Here is a 13,933-nt window from a genome sequence, read left to right on the forward strand (position 1 = left end):
TTTTTATACAACTAATTGATTACTTTCACGTATTGTACAACAAATAAAAATTGGATTTTTATGAAAGGGAATCATCTTGGGGAGCTTGAAGAGCTTGTTTTGCTAACAGTTGGGTCACTCTACAATGAAGCCTACGGAGTAGCTGTAATGGATGAAATACGGGAGAATGCCGGACGAGACATGAACATTAGCGCCATACATGCGGTACTCAGGAGACTTGAAGAAAAAGGACTACTTAAGTCTCACATGGGAGGATCTACCAACGAAAGAGGTGGTCGAAGAAAAAGACTGTTTACACTTACAAAGGCTGGTAAGCTGGCCTTAGATCAAAGTATCTCCTTACGCCAATCACTGTACGAGCGTATACCCAACATCACTTATAGTTTTTCAATATGAATTATGAGCCACCCAAATGGGCCGATCGGTTTTTAAGGTGGTATTGCAATCCACGATTCCTTGAGGAAATAGAAGGGGACATCTATGAACTCTTTGATCGTCGTGTTGAGCAGCAAAACCCAAAGGTGGCGAGGCTCAAATTTATCTGGGATGTTTTTCGATTTTTCAGATGGTCAAATATTAACAGGACAAACTCAAAATATACTACTATGAACCACTTTATGCTACTCAGGAATTACCTGAAGCTTGGGATGCGAAATATTCGTAAAAACCTGGTTTCTTCTTCCATCAACATTTTTGGAATGGCGATCGCTATTTGCTTCGCCATATCCATTTTCATTTTCACAGACGCTCAGCTAAGTATGGATAATTTCCATTCTAATGCTGATCGTATCTATCAGATTACAAATTATGTGGACCAGGATGGGAATGATAATTTATGGAGTGACTCACCCATGATGCTGGGGCCGGCTCTTAAGACCGATCATCCTTCAGTTGAAGAATTTGCAAGGTTTGAGTTTAGAAGTACAGTGGCAAAATATAAATCCGAAGTTTTTGATGAGCTGGCAGTTTTTACCGATCCTTCCTTTTTCAAGATGTTTGATTATGAAATGATCGCCGGAAATCGTGATGTGCTTTACAATAAAAGCAATGTGGTTATCAGCAAAGAAATGGCCATTAAGTACTTTAATGATGAAGATCCGATCGGCAAGGAGCTTTCCTTCAAGTTTATGAATGGAAAAGTTAAGCGCCTCGTAGTAGGAGCTGTTTTAGAAAAGTACCCTTACAATACCAGCATTGGATTCGATTTCTATTTACCAATGGAAAACTTCTATGATCTGGAATTTGAAAATGCCAATGATTGGGCGTTCATGACTGACGCGAATTTCATTCTATTGAAGGAAGGAGAATCGATCAGTTCTATCTATGATTCGTTTGACAAATACAAAGAATTGCAACATGGAAGCAATCCGGAATGGAAGGTTAGATCATTCGAACCACTTGTTTTAACGGACCTTTCCACCACGTCTTATATGATTGAAGGATCTGTTTCTGGCGGTGGACACCCTGCCGGGAGAGTTGCATTGATTGTCATTGCGACCTTTTTGTTAGGAATGGCTTGTTTCAATTTTATGAATATCTCAGTGGTGAGCGCGTCAAAACGATTGAAAGAGATAGCCTTACGTAAAGTGATGGGTAGTGTAAGAAGGGAGATCATCTATCAGTTTATGGTTGAAAATTTACTTACCTGCTTTTTCGCGTTGTTGGTAGGGGCAGCATTATCGTATTTTCTACTAATTCCATGGTTTGATATAATGATTCCTGAAATGGATATCCAGTTTAGAACAAACGATCCATTTACACTCATTTACCTAATGCTTGGTTTATTAATTGGTGTTGGCATTATATCCGGAGCGTATCCGGCATTCTATATCTCCAAATTTGACACCATCACCATCTTTAAAGGCAATGAAAAGTTTGGGTCTAAGAATTTGTTTTCGAAGATCATGCTTGGGATTCAGTTCTTTCTGGCGGTCATGACCATTGTGGGGTGCTTTATTATGACTGAACAAAGTATTTACCTGGGAGAAAAAGATTGGGGCTATGATCCTGAGGGTACCATGTCTGTCTATGTAAATGGGCAGGAGCAATATGATCTGCTAAAGAATCAAGTGGTCAATCACCCGGCAGTCATTAATCATACTTCTTCTGATTTACTCATTGGACGAGGTATAACTAAGGTCTCATTCGAAATGGGAGATAAGCAAATTGGCGTGAGGCGGATAGGAGCATCAGAGGGATACTTTGATACGTTCAGATTGAGAATGAAAGAAGGCAGACCTTTGACCGATAGAGCTGAGGACAAAAACGGAAATGTGGTTGTTAATGAAAAGTTTGTAAATGCTATGGGCTGGGAGAGTGGACTCGGACAGACATTTACCTACGATAGCACACGATATAAGGTAGTTGGGATCGTCGAAGACTTTCATTACTATGATTTTTTTTCACCTATAGATCCGGTGATGATACACGGTTTAGCTCCGGAAAAAGTAAGATACCTGACTGTTCAGGCCGATCCTGAAAAGCTGGTTGATCTGGAACAACATACAAGAGAAGCCTGGTTGGCTATTGCCCCAAATGATCCGTTTGATCGTGTGTTTCAGGAAGATGCATTTGATGGGTTTTATCAAGAGAATGAGAGTAACATTAACATTTTAATGCTGATCACAGGGATAGCAATTGTACTGGCGTGTCTGGGGCTTTATGGCCTGCTATCGTTTAATGTTCAGGGAAAACTCAAAGAATTTAGCGTTCGGAAAGTGCTAGGCGCTGAACCAAAAGTACTTGTTAAAATTATCAGTAAGCAATATTTCTGGGTACTACTCATTTCATTTTTGATTGGCGCCCCATTAGGGACGTTTGGAATGATGAATCTGGTTGTATCTGTTTTTCCAGATACTAAACCTGTAACGGCGCTTCCATTCATTATTGCTGTTTCCATTATTTTGATCACTTTAATCGTAACTGTTGCCGGGCAGATTAAAAAAGCGATAAATGTCAACCCGGCTGATTTGCTTAGAACCGAATAAAAACGGATTGATTGTGAGGAGAAGCTAAAACCAGATTCTCCTCACAATCATGATCAATCCACTTACTACCATCATGACAACCACAAGAAACCTGAATTGCTCACTTTTCATTTTCTTTAGGAAGCCTTTCCCGATGATGCTGCCTAGTGTAGCTCCTAATCCCAAAGTAATCCCAAACACCCAATTTTCAGTAGTTAGCAATCCGAAAAACGTATAGCTACCGATCTGAGCAAGACCTGTAAAAAAAGAATTAGCCGTTTTGGTGGCGATGAGTTCCTCCTTATCTAATCCGGCATTGAGGTAAAAGGGGTTAAGTACAGGCCCGAGCGCTCCAATCATGGTGCCTAGGATGGATACTACAAATCCAAGTGGAATGAAATACCATTCTTTGAATGAAAATGACTGCTTTACCTTTCCCAAGCGAAACTGAAAAATAGTACTGACCAAAAACAAACCCACAAATAATTGTAGAAAGGAAAGATCAGCGCGCTTGAAAATCAATGCACCTATCCATGCTCCGGCTATGGCAGCTGGTGCATAAAAGAGACATAGCCTCCAGTGGATATGTTTCCAGAAAATGATTAGACGGGCCGGCCTCCCCAGAAATGTACCCAGGTTTAATACGGGGGCGGTATTGGTTACACCAATAAGCCAGTTGAGGACAGGTACTAACACCAGTGCCCCTCCACCTCCGGAAACAGTGGATAAAATAAAAGCCAATACTCCGACGATAAAGAGAACAATCAAAGTTGTGAATTCGATAGGTGAAAGCCATTCTAAAAGTGCACCCATGGCTCGAAAATAGGGAATATAGTGTTGATAAATTGAACAGCAAGACCAATTAGCCTTGCTTCAATCCAGGTTTTACGATTTACGCTATGCCTTTGATGTTCGTGAAACAGGAAATGTTTTATCCCTTTTGAGATACTGCATGCTTATAAATGAAAACAGAAATCCTGACCCCATCGCCTCAATAAATATGACCATGGTAAGGGTTAACTCATTTAAGAAGGCATTATTTGGATAATTTGAAATAATCCCCTGGGTGAATGCGGGATTTAAAAACAAGTATGCTACTACAAATAATGAAAACAAAAACGCTGTGATCATGCCAACAGCAAAACCAGTTCCTATTCCCATCAGGTAATTGAAGGAATAGTTGAATTCCGTGTCTCTAAATTTTTTGATTGCGAGAAAAGCGCCTGAAAACATGATGAATGCGTTGAGCGCCCGAAGCTCTGTTATGTGTGTGAGTCCCAATAACTCCATAACAAAGAAAAATGCAATGAGGCCTATGGTTGTCATTACCCCATACCGTACAATGTGTTTTTCTAAGCTTTCCATACCTGTATTAACAGGAAATACCGATGATAGTTCTGTTATGGGTGTTTTAATCGAAATTGGGAGTAATAAAAACCCCGAAGAAAATATTCCCCCGGGGTATAGCTGGCAATCCGTTAGATCTGTGGATTGATATATTTATTGATTAAATTTTAATGTGTCCAATTCTGTTGTTTCACCTGCTACAACAACCACACCTTCTTTGCTGGCAGCATTGAAACCACTGTCTTCAGCCGGTATTGCAATTACATGATAAGAATCTGCTTCTAGCATAGTAACTAAAAAGCTTCCATCTGCTTCTGGAATAGTTGAAACGGTATCTTCATCGTCAGGCTCAATTACATAGACTACTGATGAGATTGAGTCGGGTGAAACTACGCCAGAAATTGATCCAAATTCACTTTCATCGGTTTCCTCAAGAAATACACGGATCACAGGTTTTAAAATAAACTTACCATTACCTGTTTCATGAATAGATTTCGCAGCATCAAAATCAAGTGTAAGCTTATAAGATTCGTTTGCTTCAATATCTGCATCCACTTTCAACTTTAATCCTGAAGATGAACCGGAAGGTATCGTAAGGTCAAGTGTATCATTTTCAATGACTACTTGATTTTGATCACCTAGTATCAGACGGATTTCTTTTAGTTCTCCTTCAGGAATGTCAGTGTCTGCTAATAAAGCTTCTTCACCATTATTCAACTCAAGGATATCATAGACTCGTGGCTCAATATCAACAGTATTCCAAGACCCTTCTTTATTGTCTTCGGCTGTTTCAGAAGTGTCTGTCTCAATTTTATATGAAAGACCCTGGACGTCAATCAATACTGCATCGTATTGTGCCGGATCATCTATCAAGCTTACTTGCATGCTTGCAGTGCCTCTTTCAACCATATCGTTTGAGTTGTCATTGCAACTGATGCCAAGAACGGCAATGGCAACTATAAAGGATAATAACTTGTAATGCATATTTTTTTAATTTTTAATTCTTAATTGTGACATAGTTGTCAAAGCATGTGCCAGTGTGAAAAATGTTGTTTAAGTACAGTTTAGAATGACTTTAGCATCCGTCTAACTCTCAAATTGAGAAATTGATAATCATTTTGGGTTTGCTACTCAGCTTTACTCAACTTGTCATTGATATCTCGTATGACTGCATCTAACTCAATAGCTGAAACACGAATACTATCGTTTATAAATTCCAGATTCGAGGAATCTTTGCTGTCATAGAGGTCTACCAAACCTAAAATTCGAGCTACAGGAGCACGTACAATGTGGGAATTGGAAGATAAGTATTCTTTGAGTTGTTGGTTTTTTTTCTCCAGTTCTTCAGTTCGTTTTCGTACAACCTGTTCCAGGTTATTGTTCATGGATATAATCTCTTCATTTGCTCTACGAAGTTCTTTTGCCTGCTGTTCGATTTGCCTATTTAGCTTTTGAAGTGCCTGATTTGCTTTTCGTTTTCTCGTAAAGTTTAAATACACCAAATATGTAATTAGTATCATAATCACAAGACTGGCAATCAGGGTGTTTCGTGTCCAAATCGCATTTGAAAGTTTTCTTTCATTTGCAAGCTCAACCCTCCTTCTCTCAATCTCTTGCTGCATTCGCTCTTGCTCAAAAGTATCTTCTGCTTCTTTGAATGCAATGCGACGTGTTACATCCAAGTTGATCAAAGAATCATTTAAGGCTTTGTATGTCTGGTAATACTTTAATGCGTCTTGATAATTTTCAGATTGCTCATAAAGCTCTGCCATGTTTTTCGCAGCATCTCTTTTTTCTGCCCGCAATCCGGCCAATGTCGCTATATCATAAGCTTTTTTGAAGTATGATTCTGCGATAGCTCGTTGATCCATCTTTCGATACATCTGACCAAGATCAATGTAGGAAAGACTTAGAATATAGCTGTCTCTAAAGCTTTTGGCTTGATCTTCTGCGGAGAGTAGATATTTAAAGGATGAGTCTACTTCATTTAAATGCATATATACACTTCCGATATTATATGCTGCATAGAAAGCATCAGCTGGTAGATTCAACTTATTTGCTCTGGTTAGCGATTTTCTCAAATAATTAAGGGCGAGTCCATAATTCCCTTTTTGTTTGTGGATGTATCCAATGTTGTTGAGTAGGACTCCTTCACGAGCTTCATTTTTTAGTTCTGCATATAGCTCCGCCGATTGATGATAGTAGGAGAGTGCCTGTTCAGTATCACCGATGAAATTATGCACGCGACCCAGATTGTTGAAAATTTTGGCCTGTCGATCTTTCTCATCTAGTTCTCTATATCTTTTTAATGCGATCAAAAACTCCTGAAGAGCAGAATAGTAATTTCCCAAAGAAGTATTAGCAATCCCACGATTCATGATGGCGTCTGCTTCACCCAATGGATAGCTCATTGACCGTGCTAACTGTTCTGCTTGATTGGATAATAGGATGGTTGAGTCAGCGTTGCTGTTTCTGAGTAAATAGCCAAGTTCGTTCATAGCTTCTACTCGTCTGATCATATCCGGAGAAGATTTGATTATTTTTTTCAGTTCTGCCGGGTTGTTTTGGGCAGCCAATGAGGTCGCACAAATACATAAAGTGGATACTATGAATACTCTTACTTTCAGGCGTTTAATCGATCGATGAACAAATAAATTAATAAAAAAATAAGTAGAGTACAATTCACCTTAAATGGTAGCAAGCTGTTGCCGCTATTTTAGGTATTCATCCAACGCCACCATTTTCCAAGCCAGGTTTTAGGTTCTGGTCTTACCTTCTTTTTTTCTACGACAGGTGAATCTTGAATTTTAGATTCAGTCGTGGGTTGCTTTTTCTTCAATTGCTGTTTTTTTTGAAGCTTTTGTTCGTAATGTCTGGCTTTCTGTTCTTTTAGTCGTTTAGCTTCTTGTTCTTTCCTCCGTTTTTCCTGACGAGCTTCAAAGCTTTCTCTCTTGCGTTTCGCTTTAAGTCGCCGCTTTTCCTTTTCTTCTTCGCTGAGCTGCCGCCGCTGATTTCGCTGATTTCGGGAATTTTCCTCTTTATTTTCTTTTGACTCAATCTTCTTTTTAGGTTCTGGTAAATCGACCTTGCCTAAAACCTTAAGGCCTGATAGCTCTTTCTTAGGAGCTTTGATGAGTTTTATTTTTTCAAGATCTGCCGACAATTCTTCGCTTTCAAGTAGTTCTAGCAAACGATCGGTCTGAATGACTTCATCCGCATTAGGTCGGGGTTTATCTTCAGCAATGATCTTATCATGTTCAGTTGTATTTTGCTGTTCAGGTGTTTCTTCCTCTATCTCAATTTCGCCATCGGCCATGGCAATGTCCTCTTCGGGAGTTAGTGCTTCTGATGGTTCAGTACTCCCTTCTTCAAGTATTTCTATACTGTTATCATCTTGATTCTCTGGTGGTTCAGGTTCCGCAACTGGATTATCCGGATAAAGATCGAATTGCTCAAAGACCAAATCTTCAATGGCATCAAAAAGCCTTGCATTAGGATGAAATTTTTCACCGGTTTCTTCTTCCAGAAATGATATAATCTCCTGAACCGGAATATGATGTTTACGAGCGAGTTGTCCGAGTCTCATATGGAATATGATTAATTGCCGCAAAAATAGTCCTGTTTTAGTCGTGTTTTGAAAGTTTTGCCAGCTTATACGTCTGTTTTGTCAGCTCGTTGAATTGAAGTATATTCCGTTCTTTAATAATCCCCGCCGTTTCACATTTTTTTATTTTAATCGTGATATATGATAGAGCCGAGTGTTCCTGAGCAGGAGGAAGAACGCTTAAATGAATTAGATGCACTTCAAATTCTTGATACCCTTCCCGAAAAGGATTATGATAATCTTACCAAAATTGCTTCGACAATTTGTGGAACGAAAATTTCTCTTGTAAGCCTTGTAGATAGTAAACGTCAGTGGTTTAAGTCAAAACATGGATTGGAAGTGCCCGAAACTCCAAGGGAATTAGCTTTCTGTGCGCATGCAATAAATACTCCCAATGAGCCATTAATTATTAATGATGCAAGAGAAGATGATAGGTTTCATGACAATCCATTGGTAACAGGATATCCAAATGTTATTTTTTATGCAGGTATGCCCTTAGTAACTGATAATAGCCAGGCGCTTGGGACCCTATGCGTAATTGATTCCGAACCTAAGGAACTCAGTGAAGACCAACTAGAGGCTTTAAATGCGCTCGCTAAGCAGATTGTCAATTTATTCGAACTAAGAAAAAAGAGGATGGAACTTGAGAGGTCTATTAGGTCCTTAGAAATCAACAATTTAGAATTACAACGGTTTGCTGGTATGGTTGCACATGACATCAAACAACCTGTAAGTATAATTAATGGCCTTATCGAATTCCTTAAAGAATCGGATGATAATGGGTGGTCAGAAGAATCAAAAGTAGTACTTGAAAAAATTGAAAATTCTTCTGATAAGCTTATTTATTACATTGAAGGCTTGCTGAAATATACGAAAGAAGTGCACCTGGAAAACCTGAAAAAGGAATACATCCCAGTCAGCGAGATTAAAGGATATGTTAATGATCTATTTAGCGTGGAGCATGTTTCCTTTTCATTCACAAGTAATGTTGAAAGTGTTAATGCGAATCGAATAGTCGCTGAACGCGTCATTCTTAATCTGGTCACTAATGCTATTAAATATGTTGGAAAAAAACAGATTGAAATTGACCTGGATATCAACGAAAAAGATAATGTTTACACCATCTCGATAAGCGATAACGGGCCTGGAATTGATGAGAGTGATCGAGAGCGTATTTTCGAACTTTTCAATGTCCTTGATCCAACTAATAAGGACAGCACAGGTATGGGCTTGGCAGTGGTAAAGAAACTTGTAATAGGTGAGGGTGGAGATATTTGGGTGGATACGGCAGATAAGGGTGGAGCCAAATTTTCATTTACACTTCCCAAGTAATTGTATTTCAATAGTTATGCTTGAAGTGAACAAAAAAAGGGTAGCCTATGCCACCCTTTAGATTTAATTTTTAAAGCTAATCCTTAATCCTGATCCATAGCAGAATCAACAATAAGTTTCAAATGGGCTTTATGTGCTTTGGATAATGTATTTCCTCCATTGTTACTCGCCATCTGTTTGATTCTCTGTAAATTATAAAGAGCTATTGAGCGAGAAGTATGACCATAGTTCTTTGAGTCTTTTACAATCGACGCTAACTTATTGGCATATTCAATCTGTAGGTTTTGACGGAATGTATTCACACTTCCACTTATATCTGCCTGCATAATCGCATTATTAAGAGCAGTCATCATTTCTCCCAGATCATATGCGTTTCCATACAATTCTGAGTCTACCAATCGCTGCATGGTATTGTAATGCAGCAAATGGTTTAGTGCTTGATTTTGAATGCTCAACACCAGACTGTGAATCTTTGGATCTTCAGGGCTCGAAAAGAAGTTATACCCTCTTCGTTGCATGGCCAGATAGTTATAAAGCTCATTTGGTGTTTTCCAGGCATTTGGGGCAAATACATATTTGCTTAGCGCATTCATCGCACGTTTTTGATCCGCATAGGCCACTGGAGTAAAGGGCTGTGTCGCGCCTTCCTGACCAACTACTGCACGGTCTACATATACCCCACCGATATATCGGGAAACTACTCTGGATGCGCCAGCGTATTGTCCACTCAGAATTGAAAAATTTTGTCTTAACTCCTGATACGTATCACCATCATCAATGGTGTTTTCTTTTAGGTCGGCCATTAATGATCGCACTGTTTCAAAACGATCTATGCTATATTGGATTGCATCATTGGAAAGATCTCCGGTATTTACCCTTGGATCAATGGCCTTTCCTGCCGACCGCATATCATCAGCATCGTTACCAAAGGTCAGTTCAGGTTTGGTAGACTGTGAAAGAAGTTCATCCATTTCAGCGTCACTGCCAAACGGTTGATATCCGAACTGTACCGCCCAAACGTCATAAGGACCTACAGCTGTTGAATAATAGTTTCCTTGTTTTTCACGGTCTTTAGTGACATTAACAACCACATAGTCCATCACTGACCCTGTGAGCACACCGGTATTATTATCTACAAGTTCTGAAGGTGATAGCATTTGCGAAGCTTTCATGTTGTGGTTCAACCCGATGGTATGACCTACTTCATGAAGAATTAGCTCAATCATCGCCTCTTTCTTGATGCCTTCCATAGCCATGTCGTCACCAGCGTTGATTCCCGCAGCAATCTGACCAAACAGCATATTCTGTTGCATGAAATCCCCGTAATTACAGAACTTGTTGTTCCCTTTTCCAAACTGAGGGGTGAAGGTCTCTTCTTCGTTTGCAGCCAGGTTATAGATCTTGTCATATTTCACCCGGTTGGCGAAATGCACAAATTCAAGCATAATATCTGCACCAAGTATCTGTCCGGTTCTTGGGTTGGTAAAGCTCGGCCCATAGCCACCAAATGGTGGGTTAGGGGAGCTGGTCCATCTCAGCACATTGTAGCGGATATCTCCTGCATCCCAATCTGCATCGTCAGGTTGCACTTTTACAACCATTGCATTTTTAAAACCAGCTTTTTCAAAAGCAGGATTCCACGCTAAAACGCCTTCCTTGATGGTTTCTCTCCATTCAACTGGAGTTGTATTCTCTATCCACCAGGTAATTGGCTCTACAGGTTCTGAAACCGCCGCATTCGTATCCTTTTTCTTAAGATGCCATCTGTTGATCAAATCGCGATAAGGGGTTGCTGATGGAGAAGTCTGATCTGTTACTTGATTTAAGAAATATCCAACTCTCGGATCATCGAATCGTGGCTCATAATCGTTTTCAGGAACTTCCAGCAAGGTATAAAATACCTCTACACTCACATATCGAGCGTCTGTCACTGCACTGCCACCATAATTTTTAGGCGCACTGTTGTCATATGCATAGCGAACCGCCACATTCAGGTTTTCAGGATAGTTATTGATAGATAGTATTTGTGTCTTGTCCTTACTGGCACTACCAAGTTTAAATGCCCTCGGGTTACTGGATCCTGAGCCTTTCACCTGAGTAAGGGTTTCCTGAACGAACAGGTTATTTGCGTCAATTAAGTAAACACCATTTTCATCAACGATTATTTCTTCGCTGGCCATGATGGCTCTACTAATATTCGCATCTTCAGCTCGTTTCAGTGCACTTTCTTCGTCAAAATAAAAGCGGGTGTTTACTTTCTCGAACTCCAGTCGGTTGAAATACTTGTTGATTTTGAAAATAAATTCTCCATCATATGCGCCTCTAAAAGCACCTGCTTCAAGCACCCCATCCTTTACTTGTCCGAAATAAATGAATTCCTTTCCAATCTGATCTTCGCTGATGGCCATTTTCACCTTACCATTGGTGCTATCCTGGTAGATTGTGAAGAGACCATCCATTTTAGCATGTTTCTTAGTCTCTTCTTCAATGGTTTTTTTCTTGTCTTCCTTCTTTGGTTCGGAAGCTTCTGTGTCGTCCTTTTTCTTTTTCTTTTTCTGTGCTTCTGCAGGAAGCGAAAAAATTAAAAACATACCTACCAGTAGTAGGCAGCTGTTCCGTATTATTCTCATGAGTTTTTGGGTTAAAAAATTTATTCAAGATACGACAGGTAGGTTTTATCCTGAAAATATTCTTGATGAAGGGTTGGATTTTAATTACTGATGGTTTCACGTTATAGAAAGAAGGATTTTAAAAAATGTTCTGAATACAATTCCGCCATCTTGTTTATCTTCAATGCATGAAGCCGCTAACATGTATTTCTATTGATGATAATCCGCTGTTTACCAGAAAATTAGAAGCCTTTACGGAAGGGCTAGACTGGATTTCAATTGTCGATTCATACGATAATCCGATTCAGGGAGCAACCGCCATAGTTAATACTAACCCTGATGTAGTTTTTCTGGATATTGAGATGCCTTACATCGATGGGGAGTACCTGGTCGATTGGATCAAGCCACGACTGGAATCGATGGAAAAGAAGCCTCGAATTATCGTCATATCTTCTGTTTCCGAACCACCTGAGGAATTATTAGCCAATACAGAGGGGTTTATTAATAAATCCACTGTTACTGATCCGGAAACACTTGAGGCTAGTCTCAAGTCGATTTTAGGTTGATTTGGTCGGTAAGTTTATTGTAAACGTAGTGCCTTTACCTTGTTCACTGGTCACTTCTACCAGACCTTTGTTCAGCTTCGTAAATTCTTGTACCAGCTGCAATCCTAATCCAATTCCTTTTTCACCTTTGGTGCCATAGGTGCTCGATTTCTCTGTGAGAATGAACAGGTTATCAATTTGCTCCTGATTCATTCCTACACCTGAGTCATGCACACTCACAGCTACCTGCTGCCCATTTGGTTTGGCTGTAATGTCGATGGTGCCACCTTCGGGAGTGAATTTTAGGGCGTTATGGATCAGGTTACGAAAGATGGTCACAGTGCTGTTAAAATCTACATAAGCGCTTGCCTTTGCAGCTATGTCAGCTTTTAATTTAATGTCTTTGCTTTTGGCGATGGGTTCAAAGATGCCTAACAAGTCGTTAATCATTGTCTCAATCGATACAGCCTCTGGCTTATAGGGTATTTGGCTCAGTTCGGAAGAAGCCCAATTGAGAAGATTGTCCAGTAGCTTGGAAAGTTGATCTGTGGCTCTATCCACTTCACTCATCATCTTTTCCAGCTCTTCGTATTTGGCTTGCTGCAAGTAAAGTGAGATGATCTGACTGATGCCCTGAAAGGAACTCACAGGTCCACGCAAATCATGAGAAATGATGGCGAAGAATCGATCTTTTAACCGTTTCTGTGCTTTGATCTCTCGGAGGTAGATTTTAAGTGTGTCATTTTCCCTTAATGTCTCTGCATTCTCTCTTAATTGCAAGATGTGTTTGATGGTTTTTACCATCGTGATTTCCAGGTCCTTAAAGTCGATGGGTTTAGTGATAAAATCAAAGGCGCCCAGGTTCATGGCAGTACGGATATTTTCCATATCACCGTATGCAGAAACGATCACAGTTTTAAGAAAATAGTTGGTCTCATTGAGCTTTGAAAGTAGCGTGAGTCCATCCATTTCCGGCATATTGATGTCGGTTAAGACCAGATCTACTTCTGTTTCATTAAGCAAATCCAATGCTTTTTGACCATTTTCCGCAAAGTAGAATTCGTATTCCTTATTCCGGATGTTCTTACGAAACTTTTGCTTTACCAAAGTCTCTAAATCCGGCTCATCGTCAACTACAAGAATCTTTGTCATGCGCTTAGTGATTTAATCTTTTCTCGTAGCATATTGAAATCCAGTGGCTTGGTTAAAAAATCATTGGCACCAAGCTTTTTGGCTGTGTTGATGTTGTCTTCATCACCGTAGGCAGATATCATCATCACGACCGGAGGGGGTGGGGTGGATGACTTTTGTATCTTGTCAAGGAGTTCCAGTCCACTCATTCCGGGCATGTTTATGTCAGATAAGATGAGCTTATCATGAAAACCACTGTTTTGAAGATATTCGATCGCCTCTTCGCCGGATAGCACGAACTTCAATTCAAATTCCTGTGATTTGATTTCTCGTCTGAATCGCTGCTCAAAGAGCGGCTGCACGTCCCGTTCATCATCGACTACTAATATTTTCATGGCG

12 protein-coding genes are annotated in these 13,933 nt (G+C 39.9%); 4 read left to right on the plus strand and 8 right to left on the minus strand.

Features of this window, described 5'->3' with window-relative positions; translation table 11 throughout:
• Positions 1-60: 60 nt before the first annotated feature.
• Both CHB71_RS04395 and CHB71_RS04400 read left to right on the plus strand, forming a co-directional pair.
• A complete protein-coding gene (locus tag CHB71_RS04395) occupies positions 61-396 on the plus strand; it encodes a PadR family transcriptional regulator (RefSeq protein WP_089355690.1) in 336 nt (111 codons plus the stop codon).
• A complete protein-coding gene (locus CHB71_RS04400; RefSeq protein ID WP_089355691.1) occupies positions 393-2,987 on the plus strand; it encodes an ABC transporter permease in 2,595 nt (864 codons plus the stop codon). Before CHB71_RS04395 ends, CHB71_RS04400 begins: the two co-directional genes overlap by 4 nt.
• 24 nt (positions 2,988-3,011) lie before the next feature.
• Here the strand turns inward: CHB71_RS04400 and CHB71_RS04405 are convergent, their stop codons facing one another.
• The 5 genes from CHB71_RS04405 to CHB71_RS04425 all read right to left on the minus strand — a co-directional run bounded on the left by CHB71_RS04405 (position 3,012) and on the right by CHB71_RS04425 (position 7,899).
• Positions 3,012-3,779 carry a sulfite exporter TauE/SafE family protein gene (locus CHB71_RS04405; RefSeq protein WP_089355692.1) on the minus strand — a complete coding sequence of 256 codons (768 nt, stop codon included), beginning with the start codon at positions 3,777-3,779 and terminating at the stop codon, positions 3,012-3,014.
• A gap of 84 nt (positions 3,780-3,863) precedes the next feature.
• Positions 3,864-4,331: a DUF4199 domain-containing protein gene (locus CHB71_RS04410; RefSeq protein ID WP_089355693.1), complete on the minus strand. Its 468-nt coding sequence runs from the start codon at positions 4,329-4,331 to the stop codon at positions 3,864-3,866.
• Between the two features lie 135 nt (positions 4,332-4,466).
• On the minus strand, positions 4,467-5,297 hold the full coding sequence (locus CHB71_RS04415) for a DUF4382 domain-containing protein (protein ID WP_089355694.1): 831 nt from the start codon (positions 5,295-5,297) through the stop codon (positions 4,467-4,469).
• A gap of 143 nt (positions 5,298-5,440) precedes the next feature.
• The gene (locus CHB71_RS04420) at positions 5,441-6,832 is read right to left on the minus strand and encodes a tetratricopeptide repeat protein (protein WP_144017326.1); all 1,392 of its coding nucleotides are present in this window, start codon (positions 6,830-6,832) and stop codon (positions 5,441-5,443) included.
• Between the two features lie 197 nt (positions 6,833-7,029).
• Positions 7,030-7,899: a hypothetical protein gene (locus CHB71_RS04425; RefSeq protein ID WP_089355696.1), complete on the minus strand. Its 870-nt coding sequence runs from the start codon at positions 7,897-7,899 to the stop codon at positions 7,030-7,032.
• 159 nt (positions 7,900-8,058) lie between these two features.
• On the opposite strand from CHB71_RS04425, the gene CHB71_RS04430 reads away from it, so the two are divergent.
• Positions 8,059-9,249: a sensor histidine kinase gene (locus tag CHB71_RS04430; RefSeq protein ID WP_089355697.1), complete on the plus strand. Its 1,191-nt coding sequence runs from the start codon at positions 8,059-8,061 to the stop codon at positions 9,247-9,249.
• 83 nt (positions 9,250-9,332) lie between these two features.
• Here CHB71_RS04430 and CHB71_RS04435 read toward each other — a convergent pair whose 3' ends face one another.
• A complete protein-coding gene (locus tag CHB71_RS04435) occupies positions 9,333-11,879 on the minus strand; it encodes a zinc-dependent metalloprotease (RefSeq protein ID WP_089355698.1) in 2,547 nt (848 codons plus the stop codon).
• A gap of 167 nt (positions 11,880-12,046) precedes the next feature.
• Between CHB71_RS04435 and CHB71_RS04440 the strand changes: the two genes are divergently transcribed.
• Positions 12,047-12,424 (plus strand): LytR/AlgR family response regulator transcription factor, encoded by a 378-nt coding sequence (locus tag CHB71_RS04440; RefSeq protein ID WP_089355699.1) that lies wholly within the window; start codon positions 12,047-12,049, stop codon positions 12,422-12,424.
• On the opposite strand, the gene CHB71_RS04445 is transcribed toward CHB71_RS04440, so the two are convergent.
• Together CHB71_RS04445 and CHB71_RS04450 are read right to left on the minus strand one after the other, a co-directional pair.
• Complete coding sequence (locus CHB71_RS04445) at positions 12,416-13,555, minus strand: hybrid sensor histidine kinase/response regulator (RefSeq protein WP_089355700.1); 1,140 nt, start codon at positions 13,553-13,555, stop codon at positions 12,416-12,418. The genes CHB71_RS04440 and CHB71_RS04445 overlap by 9 nt on opposite strands.
• On the minus strand, positions 13,552-13,929 hold the full coding sequence (locus tag CHB71_RS04450; protein WP_089355701.1) for a response regulator: 378 nt from the start codon (positions 13,927-13,929) through the stop codon (positions 13,552-13,554). Before CHB71_RS04450 ends, CHB71_RS04445 begins: the two co-directional genes overlap by 4 nt.
• Positions 13,930-13,933: the final 4 nt, after the last annotated feature.

The sequence above is a fragment of the Ekhidna lutea genome (assembly GCF_900188325.1).
Taxonomy (GTDB): domain Bacteria; phylum Bacteroidota; class Bacteroidia; order Cytophagales; family Cyclobacteriaceae; genus Ekhidna; species Ekhidna lutea.

Excerpts from the sequence above, each read along its gene's own strand:
- CHB71_RS04395 (WP_089355690.1), top strand. The coding sequence starts at position 61 with ATGAAAGGGAATCATCTTGGGGAGCTTGAAGAGCTTGTTTTGCTAACA.
- CHB71_RS04400 (WP_089355691.1), top strand. The coding sequence starts at position 393 with ATGAATTATGAGCCACCCAAATGGGCCGATCGGTTTTTAAGGTGGTAT.
- CHB71_RS04405 (WP_089355692.1), bottom strand. The coding sequence starts at position 3,779 with ATGGGTGCACTTTTAGAATGGCTTTCACCTATCGAATTCACAACTTTG.
- CHB71_RS04410 (WP_089355693.1), bottom strand. The coding sequence starts at position 4,331 with ATGGAAAGCTTAGAAAAACACATTGTACGGTATGGGGTAATGACAACC.
- CHB71_RS04415 (WP_089355694.1), bottom strand. The coding sequence starts at position 5,297 with ATGCATTACAAGTTATTATCCTTTATAGTTGCCATTGCCGTTCTTGGC.
- CHB71_RS04420 (WP_144017326.1), bottom strand. The coding sequence starts at position 6,832 with ATGATCAGACGAGTAGAAGCTATGAACGAACTTGGCTATTTACTCAGA.
- CHB71_RS04425 (WP_089355696.1), bottom strand. The coding sequence starts at position 7,899 with ATGAGACTCGGACAACTCGCTCGTAAACATCATATTCCGGTTCAGGAG.
- CHB71_RS04430 (WP_089355697.1), top strand. The coding sequence starts at position 8,059 with ATGATAGAGCCGAGTGTTCCTGAGCAGGAGGAAGAACGCTTAAATGAA.
- CHB71_RS04435 (WP_089355698.1), bottom strand. The coding sequence starts at position 11,879 with ATGAGAATAATACGGAACAGCTGCCTACTACTGGTAGGTATGTTTTTA.
- CHB71_RS04440 (WP_089355699.1), top strand. The coding sequence starts at position 12,047 with ATGAAGCCGCTAACATGTATTTCTATTGATGATAATCCGCTGTTTACC.
- CHB71_RS04445 (WP_089355700.1), bottom strand. The coding sequence starts at position 13,555 with ATGACAAAGATTCTTGTAGTTGACGATGAGCCGGATTTAGAGACTTTG.
- CHB71_RS04450 (WP_089355701.1), bottom strand. The coding sequence starts at position 13,929 with ATGAAAATATTAGTAGTCGATGATGAACGGGACGTGCAGCCGCTCTTT.